At 45.8% G+C, this 18,413-nt stretch carries 16 protein-coding genes; 3 read left to right on the top strand and 13 right to left on the bottom strand.

The window, feature by feature from the left end:
• Positions 1-69: 69 nt before the first annotated feature.
• Complete coding sequence (locus ACZ5ZC_RS18630; RefSeq protein WP_048626693.1) at positions 70-657, bottom strand: aminodeoxychorismate/anthranilate synthase component II; 588 nt, start codon at positions 655-657, stop codon at positions 70-72.
• 175 nt (positions 658-832) lie between these two features.
• Positions 833-3,787 (bottom strand): ExeM/NucH family extracellular endonuclease, encoded by a 2,955-nt coding sequence (locus tag ACZ5ZC_RS18625; RefSeq protein WP_464932184.1) that lies wholly within the window; start codon positions 3,785-3,787, stop codon positions 833-835.
• A gap of 546 nt (positions 3,788-4,333) precedes the next feature.
• Between ACZ5ZC_RS18625 and ACZ5ZC_RS18620 the strand changes: the two genes are divergently transcribed.
• Positions 4,334-4,708, top strand: coding sequence for a hypothetical protein (locus ACZ5ZC_RS18620; protein WP_012841336.1), 375 nt, complete (start codon positions 4,334-4,336; stop codon positions 4,706-4,708).
• Positions 4,709-4,763: 55 nt separating this feature from the next.
• On the opposite strand, the gene trpS is transcribed toward ACZ5ZC_RS18620, so the two are convergent.
• From trpS to nsrR, 5 genes are all read right to left on the bottom strand, one after another.
• Positions 4,764-5,780 (bottom strand): tryptophan--tRNA ligase, encoded by a 1,017-nt coding sequence (trpS, locus tag ACZ5ZC_RS18615; protein ID WP_005395367.1) that lies wholly within the window; start codon positions 5,778-5,780, stop codon positions 4,764-4,766.
• Between the two features lie 115 nt (positions 5,781-5,895).
• Positions 5,896-6,582: a phosphoglycolate phosphatase gene (locus ACZ5ZC_RS18610; protein ID WP_005395368.1), complete on the bottom strand. Its 687-nt coding sequence runs from the start codon at positions 6,580-6,582 to the stop codon at positions 5,896-5,898.
• Between the two features lie 99 nt (positions 6,583-6,681).
• Positions 6,682-7,428 (bottom strand): 23S rRNA (guanosine(2251)-2'-O)-methyltransferase RlmB, encoded by a 747-nt coding sequence (gene rlmB, locus ACZ5ZC_RS18605; RefSeq protein ID WP_054868293.1) that lies wholly within the window; start codon positions 7,426-7,428, stop codon positions 6,682-6,684.
• Positions 7,429-7,498: 70 nt separating this feature from the next.
• Positions 7,499-10,003 carry a ribonuclease R gene (gene rnr, locus ACZ5ZC_RS18600; protein ID WP_046874538.1) on the bottom strand — a complete coding sequence of 835 codons (2,505 nt, stop codon included), beginning with the start codon at positions 10,001-10,003 and terminating at the stop codon, positions 7,499-7,501.
• 115 nt (positions 10,004-10,118) lie between these two features.
• A complete protein-coding gene (gene nsrR / locus ACZ5ZC_RS18595; RefSeq protein WP_005387939.1) occupies positions 10,119-10,544 on the bottom strand; it encodes a nitric oxide-sensing transcriptional repressor NsrR in 426 nt (141 codons plus the stop codon).
• A gap of 157 nt (positions 10,545-10,701) precedes the next feature.
• Between nsrR and hmpA the strand changes: the two genes are divergently transcribed.
• Positions 10,702-11,886 carry an NO-inducible flavohemoprotein gene (gene hmpA, locus ACZ5ZC_RS18590; protein ID WP_054868295.1) on the top strand — a complete coding sequence of 395 codons (1,185 nt, stop codon included), beginning with the start codon at positions 10,702-10,704 and terminating at the stop codon, positions 11,884-11,886.
• 84 nt (positions 11,887-11,970) lie between these two features.
• Here the strand turns inward: hmpA and motX are convergent, their stop codons facing one another.
• Positions 11,971-12,606: a flagellar protein MotX gene (gene motX / locus ACZ5ZC_RS18585; protein ID WP_005387944.1), complete on the bottom strand. Its 636-nt coding sequence runs from the start codon at positions 12,604-12,606 to the stop codon at positions 11,971-11,973.
• Positions 12,607-12,825: 219 nt separating this feature from the next.
• The gene (locus tag ACZ5ZC_RS18580; protein ID WP_256899815.1) at positions 12,826-14,142 is read right to left on the bottom strand and encodes an adenylosuccinate synthase; all 1,317 of its coding nucleotides are present in this window, start codon (positions 14,140-14,142) and stop codon (positions 12,826-12,828) included.
• Positions 14,143-14,314: 172 nt separating this feature from the next.
• Here ACZ5ZC_RS18580 and ACZ5ZC_RS18575 point away from each other — a divergent pair, with 172 nt between their 5' ends.
• Positions 14,315-14,500, top strand: coding sequence for a DUF2065 domain-containing protein (locus ACZ5ZC_RS18575; protein ID WP_005381383.1), 186 nt, complete (start codon positions 14,315-14,317; stop codon positions 14,498-14,500).
• 62 nt (positions 14,501-14,562) lie between these two features.
• Here ACZ5ZC_RS18575 and hflC read toward each other — a convergent pair whose 3' ends face one another.
• The 4 genes from hflC to hfq are packed head-to-tail and all read right to left on the bottom strand — an operon-like array spanning position 14,563 to position 18,388.
• Complete coding sequence (gene hflC / locus ACZ5ZC_RS18570) at positions 14,563-15,543, bottom strand: protease modulator HflC (protein WP_005395373.1); 981 nt, start codon at positions 15,541-15,543, stop codon at positions 14,563-14,565.
• Between the two features lie 2 nt (positions 15,544-15,545).
• Complete coding sequence (gene hflK / locus ACZ5ZC_RS18565; protein WP_005395374.1) at positions 15,546-16,751, bottom strand: FtsH protease activity modulator HflK; 1,206 nt, start codon at positions 16,749-16,751, stop codon at positions 15,546-15,548.
• Between the two features lie 45 nt (positions 16,752-16,796).
• Positions 16,797-18,086 carry a ribosome rescue GTPase HflX gene (gene hflX / locus ACZ5ZC_RS18560; RefSeq protein WP_005381380.1) on the bottom strand — a complete coding sequence of 430 codons (1,290 nt, stop codon included), beginning with the start codon at positions 18,084-18,086 and terminating at the stop codon, positions 16,797-16,799.
• A gap of 38 nt (positions 18,087-18,124) precedes the next feature.
• Complete coding sequence (gene hfq, locus ACZ5ZC_RS18555) at positions 18,125-18,388, bottom strand: RNA chaperone Hfq (protein WP_005381379.1); 264 nt, start codon at positions 18,386-18,388, stop codon at positions 18,125-18,127.
• Positions 18,389-18,413: the final 25 nt, after the last annotated feature.

Below are 18,413 nucleotides of genomic sequence, written 5' to 3'. Positions count from 1 at the left end.
ACCGCATAGTTTTGCAATCCACTCACCTCGGCAAAAAGATGAATGATTTGTTAAGAAAAGTGATCGCGATCAGATCGCTTTACGTGCTAGAAAGTTCGCGAGCAACTCGTGACCTTGCTCTGTTTTGATCGATTCTGGGTGAAACTGCACTGCATCAATTGGCAGGGTTTTATGTTGGTAACCCATGATTTCGTCCATACTTCCATCCGGCAGCTCAGTCCATGCGGTCAGTTCAAACACATCGGGTAACGTACCGTTTTTCACCACGAGAGAGTGATAACGGGTTACCGTGAGTGGGTTATTCAGGTTTTTAAACACACTGCGACCATTGTGACGAATAGGTGACGTTTTCCCATGCATCACTTGTCGAGCGCGCACGACTTCCCCACCAAACGCTTGCGCTATCGCTTGATGACCAAGGCAAACACCCAATATTGGAAGCTTACCAGCGAAGTATTCGATAGCTTGTAGAGAGATACCTGCCTCGTTTGGCGTACACGGTCCAGGTGAGATCACTAAGTGAGTTGGGTTCAACGCTTCAATCCCTTGAATGTCGATTTCATCGTTACGCACGACTTTTACACTAGCGCCAAGCTCGCAAAAGTATTGGTAGAGGTTGTAAGTGAAAGAATCGTAGTTATCGATGATCAACAACATAGAGTGTCAGCTGCTCCAATCCGTTTAGGCAAGACTTAAGAGATGATTGTCTGGTTTGCGACAATTAAGGGCGGTATTTTGCAACACCAAACTAGAAAGGCAAGTCTTTGTGCAATAAAAAGGCCAGCATCGGCTGGCCTTTGGTCTTTACAGCTGTATTTTAGGAGATAAAGGCTTAGTTGCGGCGACGTACTAAGCCAAGTCCAAGCATCGCGAGTAGCGCGCCAAAACCAAACGAACCACCATCTGAGTCCTTCGAACCTTCTGCACCCGTTTCAGTTTGCGTCATTGAGACATCACGAACAGAGCTAAACTTAACGACGTTGCCTGTCGAGTCTGTCACTTTCTCTTCTAACTGGTAATTACCTTGTTCTGGCGCTTGTTCAAACTCAATATTCACGCTGCGTGCGTCAATGTCAGTTTGAGTCAAGGTTTGGCTAGCCGAGTAAACTTTTGCATCACTGCTTGTCGCGGCCGCTTGTGTGGATGCTGTTAAGTTCACTGTCACAATATCGCCCGCAACCGCAGTTGGTGGTAGACGTACATCAATAGCTAAGTTTTCACCCGCTTTCGGTAAATCGATATCATCATCTGGCAAATCAATAGCAATAATCACTGGATCATGATCAGAGGCTGAGAACGCATCTTTATACTTCGGCATGTCACCCGTGTATTTGCTGCTGTATTCAAACAAGTTACTTTCTAGGGAGTTGATGTGCCAATCTTCAATCGCCACCACCTTTTGCGCTAAACTGCTGCTTGCCAATGCATGGTCCAAGTTCCCCAACTCACCTGAATAGGTGTACGAGAACGTATCAGCGCCATGCAGCAAGGTGTTTAAATTGTGTAGGCCGTAGCCTTTTTCAATCTTGGTTTTCTCTACTTGAAGCTCACCGCCACCAATGGTTGTGTAAGCGGCAGTGTAGATATCACGGCCGTATTTCTCTTTTGAGTAATCAGTGAGGGTAAGTAACGGATCTTCTTTGCCGTAAGCGTTCAAATCGCCCATGACGAGCACATCGCCATCAATATCTTTCAGCGCTTCACCAACGACTTTCGCAGCAGAAACACGGAAGTTGTTGCAGTTACCTTGCAGATCCGCGGGTTCTGAGTCTTCTACACCAGCAATCCACTCTTCAATACATTCAGAACCTTTCGATTTAAAGTGGTTCACGACCACTGAAAAATCTTCGCCAGTCTCTTTAACTGTAAAGGTCTGTAATAAGCTATGGCGTTGATATTTGTCGTATGCAGGGTTACTTTCAGTGCCCTCTTTACGAGTAATGGTGTTCTCTGCAATGTGTTGCTCTGGCGTCACAATGACTTTTGCTGCTTCTTTTGGTGTTACTGCGTTAGCACGATATAAGATCGCAACCATGATCGCATCACTGCCAAAGTATTCCTCTTGGTATTTGTCTTGCTCTTCGATTTCGACATACGTGTAATGATCTTCCACGTCATCAATCTCAGCGTTTAAAGCATCAACCAAGTTTTGGATAGCACTACCATCACCAAAGCCGTTGTTTTCCACTTCCATCAGGCCAATGATGTCCGCGTCCATCTTATTCATCGCTGAAACGATTTTCGCTTGCTGGATCAAGAACTCATCAAGGTTTGTCGCGCCACGATTTTGCCCGGTTGGGTTGTCGTGCCCGCTGTCAGCAACCGAAGTGAAGTAGTTAAGAACGTTAAAGCTCGCCACTCGTAAATCAGAATCGGCTATGGCTGGCGCCGCTTTACGCGCAACGTCAAAGTCATCACCTGACGTGACAAAGTTGCTGCTATCAACTTCATTGGTCGCAATTAGGCGGTACTCGTTGTAGCTGTAAGCCACGACACCTTGCAGGCCTTCGACACGAGAGCCTAGGCGAATGTGCTGCTCTGAAGAGCCATTTTGGTCAAGATCTTGTGCAAACGTTGGGAAATATGGGATTTGACCATTTGGCGCTTTGCTATCCGATTCCAAGTAAATACGGTTGGCCGCATTCTCTTTGGCAAGGGCAACCGCAGCGTCACTCTCTGCTGCATGCAATTGAGTCGGCTTAAACAACGGTGCTTCATGAGACAACATCATGTTGTTGCGTCGAGAGTCATAATCGTAAGAAAAGTTACGAGTAACGAAAAGTTCGCTAGCCGAGCTCAGCTCAACTTGCATACCTTCATGACGCTCTAGTGCATCACGTAGTGTTTCCCCTTCCTTAATCGTTAACGGAGTAACCAAAGAGGCGTTTGATGTGCCTGTTTTTACATAACTGTTTGCATCAGAAGAAAGCTGAGTGTTGCTGTAGTACTCTTGTACTTTCCCTTTCACACAAACAACATCACCAGCTTTCAGCTCTGTATCGGCAACATCGGTGTGAATAAACAAACCTTCAGATGTCTTGTCGTTGCCATCATTCTCAAGTGCTTGCAGGTAGAAGCCTTTAGTTAAGCCTGTTGTTACAGCACTGACCACACCAGTTACGAAGTGATCTTCGGTCGTGATGTAAGGGTAGCCATCAATAAATGGAGAAGAAGCACCTTCACCTTGAATCTCTTGGATGGTGGTAAAGGCTGGTTCTTGTCCATCTACTTCACAAGCAAATGGCGCAGGTGGCTCAGTTGTATTTAATTCTCCTAAACCATCAATATTATCTTTAGGTAAGGCTGTCCACTGAGTGGATTGGTAGGTAGTTGAAGGTGTAAGCGCATCACTGTTACGAACTAACGTGGTGTCTTTAGCGAAATCCACGTCCCCCATCACACCTAATATATCGTGCACTTCCCCATCTTTAAGAAGTGCCAACGGATCGTCGCCATTAAAGTTCGCTACATTTTTATCAGTGTAATCCGCAACCGCCTTTATTGCTTCGCTCGCATCGCCATGAGCAAGCACATACACTTGCTTCGCTTGTAACGTTACGTCACTAAGATCAAGAGTGCTGCCCCACGAGCCGCCACCATTCGAAGATTTTGCTAATTCATAGCCTGTGAGTGTCACCGCAGTATCACCTGTATTGGCGATCTCGACCGCTTTATTATAAGCGCCGCCTTCCACATACTGGGAAATAATAATCTCTGCGTTCGCGTTTGCGCTAAGTGCACTGGCGATGGTTAGTGCGAGTATTGAGGGTTTGATTAACGTGTCCATTGTCATACCTGATATTTATGTAAATGCAAACTTAGCTCTGATCAGAGCCTACCATTTGCGTCTACTATCAGGTTTATTTATGAAATAAATAAGAATGAGCAATTAAAGCCGTGAAATGAATCACATGTGAATGTAAGAAAATATGCCAGAACATCCCATTCAAACATTTTTTGTAATAAATACAGAACGCTATTGATAAACAAATCAAAATTTAGATTAATTACTCAGTTTATTTTTTCACTTCATGTTAAGGAGTAGAAAATACATCGCTCGTGAAGTGGCTTATTAACCAAGCTCACTTTGTTATAAATGAAAATATAATTAATCACTAATTTAGAAAGCTTTGATTTTCATTTTTATAGCCATGTCTAAACTTAAGTCACCTATTATTCGCTCGGCTTTTTCTTACGCATGACCCTCATACTTCAAAATTTTCATCATTTGCTCAATAACTTCTCCTTATTCACTAGCCAAATTCATACACAAAAGATATAACACCTGCGCGAGACATTAAGATCTCATTAGCTGTAAACCCAGGAACGATAAATGAAAAAAATTCAACGTAGTGCGCTAGCTCTCTTCTTACTTGGCTTGATAACGGGATGTCAATTGACCGCCAGTGAGCCACTTCAACCTACCGCGAATCAAAACATCATCGAATCAGCCAAAAATGAGCTGGATGGAATTGAAGAGTTAGAGGTCAGTGACGAGGGGGTTATTACTTTTACCCAGCGTCTAAGAACACCAGGAACCTACTGGATCCCAGCGAGAATTAAAGAACTTAGCTACGATATATCATGCGTGCAGCTCAGTTACTTCATTGATAGAGGCATGGTGGTGAAGTCCGCCTTTTTAGGTGCTCGAGGACGTGTTGAATATTACGATATGGAACGTTGCATGAAAGACACGCCATTCCAGTAAAAAGCATAAAAAAAGCTCCACCAACGTGGAGCTTTTTGTAATCTATTCTTAGCAACTATGGGCGAGCGACAAAGCCTACCGCTTTGTATGCTTTCTTCAGCGTTTCAGCGGCGCGAGCCGATGCTTTTTCTGCACCTTGCTGCATTACCTCATCCATGTAAGCACGATCAGCGCGAATACGATGGTATTCTGCTTGAATTGGCTCCAGCATTGCTACAACCGCCTCGCCAACATCTTTCTTAAATGGACCATACATTTCTACGCCTTTGTACTTGGCTTCGATATCTTCAAAGCTCATTCCTGTCGCCGCAGAGTAAAGTCCCATTAGGTTCGCGATACCCGCTTTGTTCTCGATATCATGGCGAATGCTTGGTGGGGTTTCGGTGTCTGTTTGCGCCTTGTTGATCTTCTTGATGATCGACTTTGGCTCTTCAAGCAGAGTAATCACGTTCTTACGGTTGTCATCTGACTTCGACATTTTCTTCGTCGCGTCTTGAAGACTCATCACACGTGCATTGACTGTTGGAATGTACGGCTCAGGAACGGTAAAAATCGGACTCTCTGGTGAGTAGATGTTGTTAAAACGCGTTGCGATATCACGCGCTAACTCAAGGTGCTGTTTCTGGTCGCTACCAACTGGCACTTGGTGTGCGCCGTAAAGCAAAATATCTGCTGCCATCAACACAGGGTAATCAAACAGACCCACGTTTACGTCATTCGCGTAACGTGCCGATTTGTCTTTAAACTGAGTCATACGGCTCAGCTCACCCATTTGCGTGTAACAGTTAAGAAGCCAACCAAGTTGAGCATGCTCTGGTACGTGTGACTGAACAAATAGCGTGCTCTTCTTCGGATCAACACCAACTGCCAGACAAATTGCCAGTGCGTCTAATGTCGCTTCATGCAGTGCTTTAGGATCCTGACGAACCGTAATCGCATGAAGGTCTACTACACAGTATTGGCAATCATAATCGTCTTGCATCTGCTGCCATTGACGTAGAGCACCCAAGTAGTTACCGATACTTAGTTCACCTGACGGTTGAACACCACTCAATACAATGGGTTTGCTCATTAGAATGATTCCTTTGACTTCTTAATCTAATTAAAATGAAAAACCGTGCGGCTTTTAGCGCACGGTTTACTCAGTGTACTCATTAACAAGTATTTTGGAAGATCTTTTGTTGCCGTTATGCAGAAACAGCGACGACTTCCAGTAATTCCGCGAGGCGGTTCGCCACTACGTCAGGGTTCGAAGCTGAAATGGGCTCGCCGTGGTTATAACCGTAAGTTAAACCAAATGAAGCACAACCCGCATTTTTCGCCGCCAAGATATCGTTTTTCGAATCCCCAACCATCAACATCTCTGCTGGTTTTACCTGGTGCTTTTCCATTAGCCAGTTCAGCGCCACCGGGTTTGGTTTTTTCTCTGGAAACGCGTCACCACCTAATACGTCTACGAAGTACTTGGCGATGTCATGCTGCTCTAGAATTTCTGGTACGAATTTCGAGGGCTTGTTCGTCACAATCGCCATCGTAAAACCAGCTTGGTGTAGCTCTTCAAGCGTCTCTTTTACTGTTGGGTAAAGGTGACTTAGCTTATGGCCGCTTTGCTTGTAGTATTCATCAAACAGCTCACGCGCTTTTGCACGCAGCTCATCACTCAAATCACTGCTGATGGTCATGCTTTGGCTTAATGCACGTCCAATCAATATATCTGCACCATTACCAACGTAATCACGCACCTGCTCTTCTGATACAGAAGGATAGCCTAACGCCTGAACTGCTTGATCGGCCGCTACGGCAAGATCTGGCACGCTATCAAGCAGTGTTCCATCCAGATCAAAAGCAATCAATTTAATATCTTGTTGGGTCATAAATTCCCTAGCTAAAATAACACAGGATGGTTCCCCATCCTGTGTGCTTAATCTTGATGTCACTCAGTGTCACACTCAGCGACGCTTAGTGTGCTCGCCTTATTTTTGGACAGCCAAACGCTGACGAACCGCTTCAAACAAACAGATACCAGAAGCCACTGATACGTTCAAGCTTGATACACTGCCCGCCATAGGGATCTTAATTAAATCATCGCAGGTTTCGCGAGTAAGACGACGCATACCATCACCTTCAGCACCCATCACGATAGCAAGAGGACCAGTAAGCTTAGCTTGATAAATGTCGTGCGTAGCTTCACCAGCCGTACCCACAAACCAAATACCTTTTTCCTGTAGCGTACGCATTGTACGTGCAAGGTTGGTTACACGAATCAAAGGCACAACCTCTGCAGCGCCACATGCTACTTTACTTACCGAGGCATTCATTGGTGCAGAACGATCTTTCGGTACGATGATCGCCGCAGCGCCTGCCGCATCTGCGTTACGCAAACACGCACCAAGGTTGTGCGGGTCCGTCACACCATCTAACACTAACAGTAGCGGTGATTCATGCTGCGCTAAGATGTCATCAATGTCGTTCTCGTTCAGTTGTTTTGCTGGTTTTACGCGTGCAATGATGCCTTGGTGATTTGCACCACGCGCTTTATCATCCAGAGTTTTACGCGTCATTTGTTGAATAGAGACACCACAAACCTGAAGATCATTTAGGATTGGCATCAGGCGATCATCTTGACGACCTTTTAAAACGTATGCCTCGATAAAACGCTCTGGTTCGCGCTCCAATACCGCTTTCACTGCGTGAATGCCGTAGATAAATTCGTTACTCATTGTTTAACCTGTTGTTCGGGTCGTATTGCCTGCGCCAGCCGAGTTTGAACTGAGCTGGCGCTTCAGCCTACTACGCTTCTTTTTTAGTGCGCTTGGTTTTCTTCGGCTTACTGTGTGGCTTTTTTTTACGTGCTTTTTTCACTTTAGGCTTCTTTTTGCCTTCGGCGTCATCACGTTTGGGGCCATTGCGCTTACTCACTGCGCCCGTTTCTTCTGGACGCTTAGTTGGCTCTATCGCAGGAACTGCGCGAGGCGCGCCACCTTCTTTCGATGAAGAGCGAGTCGCAGCGCGTTTTTTATCTTTCGCTTTGCGTTTTGCTTCCGCTGCGCGTTTCTTCGCAGTCTTACCTTCACCGCGTAGCTTACGACTTGTTTCGACCAATTCAAAGTCAATTTGCTTATCATCGAGGTTAACAGCCAGTACTTTTACTTTTACTGCATCACCTAAGCGATAGATGTTACCGAAACTTTCACCAATAAGTCGTTGACCAATCGGGTCAAATTGATAGTAGTCGTTCGCAAGGGTAGAAATATGCACCAAACCATCGATGTGCAAATCCGTTAAACGCACAAAGAAGCCAAAGCTAGTGACATTAGCAATAACACCGTCTAGTTCGTCACCGACGTGGTCTTGCATATATTCACACTTCAGCCAATCCGCAACATCACGTGTTGCATCATCAGCACGGCGCTCTGTCATCGAACATTGTTCGCCGTAAAAATCCATGTCGTCAAACGAGTAATGATAGCCACCTGTTGGTGTCCAGCGATCTTGATTACGACCTTCTTCTTTCGCAATCAGATACTTGATTGCACGGTGAAGTAACAAGTCAGGGTAACGACGAATTGGCGACGTAAAGTGCGCATAGCGTTTCAATGCCAACCCAAAGTGCCCCGCGTTATCTGCGTTGTATACCGCTTGCTTCATTGAGCGTAGCAGCATAGTCTGAATCAACTCTTGATCTTGACGCCCGGAGATTTGACGTGCGAGATCGGCATAGTCCGTTGGTGAAGGCTCTAAACCACCTTTTAGCTCAAGACCAAGTTCACTTAAGAAGTCACGGAAACCTTGCAGGCGTAATTCACCTGGAGATTCGTGGATACGATAGAGCGCGGGCTCTTTCGCTTTTTCTACCAGCGATGCCGAAGCAATGTTGGCTAAAATCATACATTCTTCGATGATCTTATGCGCGTCATTACGAATTACTGGCTCAATGCTTTCGATTTTACGTTCCGCATTGAAAATAAATTTGGTTTCAACGGTTTCAAATTCGATTGCACCGCGTTGATCTCGTGCTTCTTTCAGCACTTTGTACATCTTGTGCAGCTCTTCTAGATGAGAAACAAGCGGCTGGTAGCGCTCACGTAGTTCTTCATCCCCTTCTAGAATCGCGCTCACTTTGCTATATGTGAGACGAGCGTGCGAGTTCATCACGGCTTCGTAGTGCTTGTAGCCCGATAGTTTACCCGTCTCTGAGATGGTCATTTCGCACACCATACACAAGCGATCAACTTGTGGGTTAAGTGAACACAAACCATTTGATAGCACTTCCGGTAGCATTGGCACTACTTGCGATGGGAAGTACACCGAGTTACCACGGTTGATGGCTTCTTTATCCAGCGCAGAGTCAGGGCGAACGTAGTAACTGACGTCAGCAATCGCTACCCATAAACGCCAACCACCTTCTTTGTTCTTCTCACAGTAAACAGCATCATCAAAGTCTCGTGCGTCTTCGCCGTCAATGGTCACAAGTGGTAACTCACGTAGATCCACACGACCAACTTTGGCTTCTTCTGGTACTTCTTCGCCTAAGTTTTCGATTTGTTTATCGACGGCCTCTGGCCACTCGTGAGGGATTTGGTGTGTACGAATCGCAATTTGCGTTTCCATACCTGGTGCCATATTTTCACCAAGTACTTCAACCACTTTACCCATCATGCCACGTGAGCGTGAGCCACGATCAGTAATTTCAATCACGACCACGTTACCCATGCGTGCACCCGCTTTGTGCTCATTTGGGATCAAAATATCTTGGCTGATACGCGAGTCATCAGGGACAACATAGGAATAACCATATTCGAGGAAGAAACGACCGACGATTTGATCATTACGCTCCTCTAACACTCGAACCAAGCGCCCTTCACGACGACCGCGCTTGCTGTTGTCTGTAGGTTGCACTAAAACAAAGTCACCGTGGATGATGTTCTTCATTTGATGGTGCGGTAACAGAATATCATCATCCTTGCCGACGCTGCCTTCTGGACGCACCCAACCGTGGCCATCACGATGACCAATCACGTAACCTTTCACCATTTCAAGTTTTTCAGGCAATGCGTAGCACTGACGGCGGGTAAACACCAGTTGACCATCTCGCTCCATCGCACGTAGCCGACGACGCAACCCTTCGTATTGCTCTTCGCCCTCAAGCTTTAGTGCCTCAAACAAGTCATTGCGATTCATTGGAACGCCCGCTTGCTCTAGAAACTCGATGATAAACTCTCGGCTTGGAATTGGATTTTCGTAATTTTTGGATTCACGATCTGCAAAAGGATCGTTTGGAATATTGTCTGACATAGGCACGCCTATCTAGCAAGGAAGGTATATGGCTAGTATATCTGAGTCTCTCGATAAGCTACAGAATTGCTTTGAAAAAAGAATGATCGAGATCGACTCTAGACGTGCAAATGAGTTAAGGACGAGCCAGTAAGATCAACAACTCCGAATTGTCGCTAAGCAAGGATTCGATCGTGCAATCATCCAGCTCCGCCAAGAAGGCACTTTTTGCTTTTGCCAATTTATCTTTGAGGCGACAGGCAGGGGTAATATGGCAAAAATCTACGCCGCAATTGACCAAATCTAACGGCTCTAAATCTCGCACGACACCACCTACTGTGATTTCAGAAGCAGGTTTCATCAGCCGAATACCACCGTTTTTTCCACGCACGGTGTGGACATAACCTAGTTGCCCTAAACGGTTGATAACTTTGACCATATGGTTACGTGACACACCAAATAAATCCGTCACTTCAGTGATATTAGTTAACTCATCTTCCGGCAACGAAGCCAAGAAAATTAAGGTTCTCAACGCATAATCAGTAAAGCTCGTTAACTGCATATTCTCTCCCAAAGTGCGACTCAATAACTCGCTGGTGACACTAAAACGCCAAACTTGAGCTATCGATAAAAGTGTAAATCTTTTCTTGATCGAAAGATACATTTGAGATACAACTTTAAACATGCATTATAAATACAACTTAAAGTAGGAAGCCCATATGCTCAGCAATCAAACCATCGAGATCGTCAAAGCGACCGCACCACTTATCGCCGAAACGGGACCAAAACTGACCGCACACTTTTATGAACGTATGTTTACTCATAACCCTGAGTTGAAAGATATTTTTAACATGAGTAACCAGCGTAACGGCGATCAGCGTGAAGCGCTATTCAACGCCATCTGCGCCTATGCTGCCAATATTGAAAATTTGCCAGCCCTACTTGGCGCAGTAGAAAAAATTGCGCATAAACACACGAGCTTTTTGATCACAGAAGATCAGTACCAAATCGTTGGTAAACACTTACTTGCGACGATTGATGAGTTGTTTAATCCAGGTCAGGAAGTGTTGGATGCTTGGGCTGAGGCTTACGGCGTACTTGCGAATGTATTTATTCAGCGCGAAGAACAAATTTACCAACAAAATGAAGCTTTGGAAGGCGGTTGGCGCGGTCTACGCGAATTTGAGTTAGTCGATAAACAAATAGAGAGCGAACACATTTGCAGCTTTGTGTTTAAGCCAACCGATGGCCAAAAAGTAGCACCGTATAAACCGGGACAATATCTTGGCATCTATATCAACAGTGACCAGTTAGAAAACCAAGAAATTCGCCAATATAGCCTATCTTCTGCGGTCCAAGAGAACACCTACCGTATCTCAGTAAAACGTGAAGAAGGCGGAAAAGTATCGAACTTCCTGCACGATAGCCTGAACATTGGCGAAAAAGTGCAGCTTGCCGCCCCTGCCGGTGATTTCTTTATGGATGCCGAACCACAAACACCCGTTGTTCTAATTTCTGCAGGTGTAGGACTGACGCCAACGCTGTCCATGCTAGAAAGTCTCTCAGCACATCAAGCACCTGTAACTTGGGTTCATGCAACAGAAAATGGTCAACAGCATGCTTTCAAGCAACACGTGAACCAGCTCGTTGCAGAAAAAGAAAACATGAACGCGCTCGTTTGGTATAACCACCCAACGGCAGAAGACAAACTAGGTGAAGACTTCCACTTCACGGGTTTTGTCAATCTGTATGAAATTGAAGCCGCATTAAAGCAAGATAACGTGCAGGTGTACTTCTGTGGCCCTGTCGGGTTCATGCAGCACGTAGCGAAACAACTATTAGAACTTGGCGTACCACAAGAGCAATTCCATTACGAATGCTTCGGTCCACACAAAGTCGTTTAATCGCTCAAGATTACTCTTCGGGAAAACAACAAAGCCCACATTATGTGGGCTTTGTTGTATGAAGTTGTTTGCCTTGATAGGAGGTTACCAAAAGGTGTCTCGCCGTTTGGCTCGAGCAATAACGTTTTGTGGCATGCGCTGCTCAAGGCCATTTCTCAATACAGTGATACGCTTATGCTGCCGCTTATCTGCTGTGACAGAGTTATATAACCAACGATACGCATCTTCGTAATCAAGTGGGCTGCCGTAATCACGCAGGAGCAATTCGGCTAAATGAATACGCGCATTTAGGTTTCCCATTGAGGCGGCTTCTCGCAAGTAAGGAATTGCTCGTTCTTTATCTTGCTGCACTAAAGTGCCACGCGAATAGTATCGGCCGATCTGCTCTAGCGCGGCAGGTAATCCCTGATGTGCTGCATTTTCGATGTAGTAAAGGCCCAGTTCGACATCTTGCTCGACACACACACCCCACGCCAACATGTCGCCGTACAGAAATTCATAAGCGGGCAAGTTAATTCGAGTCGCACGAGCAACGATATCCTCCACCAGCTGGCAGTTATCAGCGCGCACACGTTGTAAGTGCTTATTTTGCTCAATAAGCTTTATCAGCTCTGCTTCGGTGTAGATAGGAACTGGCGCCCCCACATCAGCAACATTGGCTTTCGCTGTGGTAGCTACCAAGGTCAATAACAGTGAAGCAGCCACTGTTCGTAACTTCATAAACGTACTCTTTAAGGTATCTAAGAAACCAAAGATCGATGAAGGATCTCCTCTGCTTGATAACCTTATCGGCAAAAGCCAGTTAAGCTTTAGACAATTTTTGCCTCTGACTTAGACTCAGCGGCAAAAATTTGCCATATGAGAATCACTGCCGTTTTTTGTTCAGATACAAAAAAGCCGACCAGAAGGTCGGCTTTTGCAATCTTTAACGACTATCAATTAAGCTTCGAATGGATGAACCTTAATGATAGTTTCGTTACGGTCAGGACCTGTTGAAATGATATCTACAGGCACACCGGTTAGCTCTTCAATACGTTTGATGTAGTTAAGAGCCGCTTGTGGTAGATCTTCTAGCGCTTTAGCACCGAATGTGTTCTCAGACCAACCTGGCATTGTTTCGTAGATTGGCGTTGCTTTTTCGAATGCTTCAGCAGCCATCGGAGAAACTTCTAGCACAGAGCCATCTTCCATCTTGTAACCAGTACAGATTTTTAGCTCTTCTAGACCATCTAGTACGTCTAATTTAGTTAGACAGAAACCAGATACAGAGTTGATTTGGATTGCACGACGCATTGCAACAGCATCGAACCAACCTGTACGGCGTAGACGACCAGTTGTCGCACCGAACTCGTGGCCAACTTCACCTAAGTGCTTACCAATTGGATCTTGCTTATCTAGACCATCGTATAGCTCAGTTGGGAATGGACCAGCACCAACGCGAGTGCAGTACGCTTTCGCGATACCCAAGATGTAACCGATGTGACGAGGACCAAAACCTGAACCTGCAGCAACACCACCAGCAGTCGTGTTAGAAGACGTTACGTATGGGTAAGTACCGTGGTCGATATCAAGTAGCGTACCTTGTGCACCTTCGAACATGATCTTATCGCCGCGCTTACGTGCTGCGTCTAGTTCGTCAGTTACGTCGATAACCATTGAAGTAAGTAGCTCTGCGTAGCCTTTTGCTTCTTCAAGCACAGCTTCGTAGCTTACTGGTTCAGCTTTGTAGAAGTTAACTAGTTGGAAGTTATGGAACTCCATGACTTCTTTTAGCTTCTCAGCGAACGATTCCATATCGAATAGGTCGCCAACGCGTAGACCGCGACGAGCAACTTTATCTTCGTATGCTGGACCGATACCACGACCTGTTGTACCGATAGCTTTTTTACCGCGAGCGATTTCGCGAGCTTGGTCCATTGCAACGTGGTAAGGAAGAATTAGCGGACATGCTTCAGAAATGAAAAGACGCTCGCATACTGGAATACCGCGCTCTTCAAGAGGTTTCATTTCTTTAAGTAGAGCTTCAGGTGATAGTACAACACCGTTACCGATAACACATTTTACGTTATCGCGAAGGATACCTGATGGAATTAAGTGAAGAACGGTTTTTTCACCGTCAATTACGAGAGTATGACCTGCGTTGTGACCGCCTTGGTAGCGTACCACGTATTTTGCATCTTCAGTTAAAAGGTCTACGATTTTACCTTTACCTTCGTCACCCCATTGGGTGCCTAGAACGACTACGTTATTTCCCATCTTTCCAAGTCTGATTGCTAGTTAAAAATGGATTCTAGCACCGAATCACGCTTCTTGCAGTCATTTTTTGTTCACAGAGTTGCTACCAGAATGTCATCTTGCTGCTTTGCTCATTTTGAAATCAGCATATCACTGATAGTATTTAGTTTTCTTTATTCGACTGGAAAGCGGTATGTCTGAATCCATATGGTTGGCGATTGGGCTCGTCTTGATCGTGGAAGGCATTGGACCACTCATTGCTCCAAACGGTTGGCGGAATATGGTGGCTCAATTAAGTGAACAGCCCAACAATCAGCTACGACGCATCGGTGGCTGCCTAGTAGTTGCTGGAGCCGTAATCGCCATAATGATGAGCTAGCACTTAGCATCAGATACAAAAAAGGCTCCCTAAGGAGCCTTTTGTTTCATTTGACGCTGAGATTATTTCTCCATGCCGCCCTTCGACTGGTTCATGTATTGGAAGAACTCACTCTTCGGATCAAGTACCAGGATATCGCTCTTAGAGCTGAAGGACTTCTCATACGCACGTAGCGAACGTAGGAAGCTAAAGAATTCAGGGTCTTTGTTGTATGCTTCAGCATAAATCTTCGCTGCTTCTGCATCCGCTTCACCTCGTGTTACACGAGCAGTCTTATCAGCTTCAGCTAGAATGGTTGCCACTTCTAGCTCAGCTTGAGCACGAATAACTTCCGCTTTCTCACGACCTTGAGAACGGTGCTTACGAGCTACAGACTCACGCTCTGCACGCATACGACGGTAGATAGACTCACTGATTTCATCAGGCAGGTTGATTTTCTTCATGCGGAAATCAACAACACGAACACCTAAGTCTTTCATCGCGCTTTCACGCGTGTCTTTCAACACTTCAGACATAATTAGGTCACGTTCACCATCAATCTCAAGCGCTTCACGTGCCGCTTCAGTTGCGACAACATCTGCACTTGCATCTTCTGGTAGTACATCATCGTTACGTGGACCAGATACAATCTGTTTGATTTCACGAGCACCGATTTCAGAACGAAGCACATCTGTTACTTTACGCTCAAGTAGTGCCTCCGCCGTTAGCGAATTACCACCGCCTGTTGCTAGGTAGTAACGACCAAAGTCTTCAATACGCCACTTCACGTAGGTATCAATAATAACGTCTTTTTTCTCAGACGTTACGAAACGGTCTGCACGGCCATCCATCGTTTGGATACGTGCATCAAGTTGTTTCACACGGTCAAACAGAGGCATCTTGAAATGCAAACCAGGCTCGTAAATTCGAGTGATGTCGTTGTTGTCTTTAAGAACACGACCAAATCGAACCACGATACCGCGCTCACCTTCAGGAATCACAAACAGAGACATCAACATTAATGCCAGTGCGATTACCAATACAGGGATCATTAACTTACGCATTCTTAGTATCTCCCTTGACGTGAACCTGTTGAACGAGACTGCGTGTTCGAAGTGTCTTCTTGTGTACGCTCAGACTCCAGTTGAATTTGATCGTAGGTTGAAGATGACTTCGATTTACGTTTTGTGTCTGCCTGACCTTCTTGGCCCGCCAACTTATCGATTGGAAGGTACAGAAGATTGCCGCTTGATTCAGAGTCAATCAACACTTTCGAAGTGCTTGAGTACACTTCTTCCATTGCGTCAATGTACAGACGGTCACGCGTTACACCTGGTGCCGCTTGGTATTCTGGTAGTAGTTTTTCGAACTGTGCTACCTGACCAAGAGCCTCGTTAGTGACACGCTCATTGTAACCTTGTGCTTCTTTCTTCAAACGTTCAGCACGACCCGTTGCCTTCGGCAAAATTTCGTTCTTGTATGCTTCAGCTTCACGGATGAAACGCTCTTCATCCTCACGAGCTGCGATTGCATCATCAAACGCATCTTTCACTTGCTCTGGTGGACGCGCAGACTGGAAGTTTACGTCAACAAGTACCAGACCCATATCATAGCTATCAATGATTTGGTTCAGTGTTTCTTGCGTAGTTTGACGAATTTGCTGACGACCACTGGTTAGAATGCTATCCATCAATGAGTCACCAATTACTGCACGTAGTGCAGAATCCGTTGCTTGACGCAAGCTATCGTCTGCATTGGTTACACGGTACAAGTATTTGTACGGGTCAGTCACTCGGTACTGAACATCCATCGCGACTGTTACGACGTTTTCATCTTTAGTCAGCATTAGACCAGATGCACGTAGTGAACGAATCGCTTGTACGTTTACCGCTTCGTATTCATCAATAAAACGAGGGCGCCAGTTAAGGCCTGGGTCTACGATACGATCGTATTTACCTAAACGCAGCACAACACCACGCTCTGCTTCACCGATGGTGTAAAAACCAGCGAAGAACCAAACTGCAACAGCAATAAGAGCAATCACGCCAAAGCCAATTGCACTACCACCACCGCCGCCGATTGGAGAACCACCGCCGCCTTTTTTACCAAACTTGCCACCCAGTTTTTGACTCAGTTTATTGAACACTTCATCTAAATCTGGCGGACCTTGATCTCGGCCACCAGGACGCTGGCCACCACGATTATTATTACCCCAAGGGTCATTATCGCGGCCATTGTTGCCGTTGTTATTTCCAGGCTCATTCCACGCCATTAGAAAGCTCCATCATTTGATATGACGTTATACTGTAGCAGTCCTTTAAGTGACTATAAAGCCAGTCAAAACTGCCCCTTCTCTTTTTTCAAGTCTAGACCAATCTACTTGCTGCATTCGAATATCGATCAACAAGTTACCATCCTGGTCATATTCCTCACGTTGAATACACTTCATTTGGAAGAAGGTACTACGGAATCGTCCTTGATACTGTGGAGGAATTCGCAACTGATGCTCGACCATTTGTGACGCCAGACGTTCCGTCAGTGCCTCAAACAGGACATCAATGCCCAACCCATCCATTGCTGAAACCCAAACTGCGCGAGGTACGCCTTCCTCGTCTCGTTCTATACGTGGTTTCTGCGAATCTAGATTGTCGATTTTGTTCATGACAACCAGAGTCGGCACTTCATGCGCATCGATCTCTTCTAGAACTTCATGAACAGCTTGAATATTCTCACGAAAACGCTCATCACTGGCATCAACAACATGTAACAAAATGTCAGCTTCTTGCGTTTCCTGCAAGGTTGCCTTGAAGGCCGCAACCAAGTCGTGTGGCAAATGTCGAATAAAACCAACCGTGTCAGCCAATATGGCAGGCCCAACATCTGCTAACTCTATCTTACGTAAAGTCGGGTCCAAAGTAGCAAATAGTTGATCAGCGGCATACACGCCAGCTTCTGTAATACGGTTGAAGAGTGTCGACTTACCCGCGTTGGTGTAACCCACGAGTGAAACCGTTGGGATTTCAGCTCGATTTCGGGCGCGGCGCCCTTGTTCACGCTGCTTCGCTACTTTGTCTAAGCGTCGCAGGATGGCTTTGATTCTGTCACGCAATAAGCGACGGTCGGTTTCCAGCTGGGTTTCACCCGGGCCACGTAAACCGATACCCCCTTTCTGCCTTTCAAGGTGCGTCCAACCACGAATCAAACGAGTAGAGATATGACGAAGTTGAGCCAGCTCTACCTGTAGCTTACCTTCGTGTGTTCGAGCTCGTTGAGCAAAGATATCGAGAATAAGACCAGTGCGGTCGAGAACTCGACATTGGCACAGTGCTTCGAGGTTACGTTCTTGGGCAGGAGAGAGGGCGTGATTAAAAATCACAATTTCGGCACCTGTCGACTGTACCGCAGTAGCAATCTCTTGGGCCTTACCCTCTCCGACATAGTATTTCGGGTGTGGGGATTGACGACTACCAGTTACCACTTGTAGCGCCTCTACCCCAGCAGAAGAAACCAGCATTTCGAACTCAGCCAGATCTTCCCATTCACCTTCTTGCGTGAAGTTGATATGAACAAGTACGGCTCGCTCACCGGATTCATAACGGTCAAACAAGCAATCAACTCCTTATTTTAAAAATACTCGATGAAGAATTAATCTTCTGATTTCTCTTGTGGACGCTCACCTTGTGGACGTTCACCGCTGTGATGGCTCACTGGACGAGCCGGCACAACTGTTGAGATCGCGTGCTTGTACACCATTTGGTTTACAGTATTCTTCAGCAGGATCACAAATTGATCGAACGATTCGATCTGACCTTGTAATTTAATACCATTCACAAGGTAGATAGATACCGGGATACGCTCACGACGTAGCGCGTTTAGAAATGGGTCTTGTAGAGATTGCCCCTTAGCCATTTTATTTTCCTTATTTAATTTGTAG

The sequence above is a fragment of the Vibrio sp. JCM 18905 genome, assembly GCF_055393305.1.
Note: the sequence above shows the minus strand (reverse complement) of the source record. Positions and strands in the feature narration are given on the sequence as shown.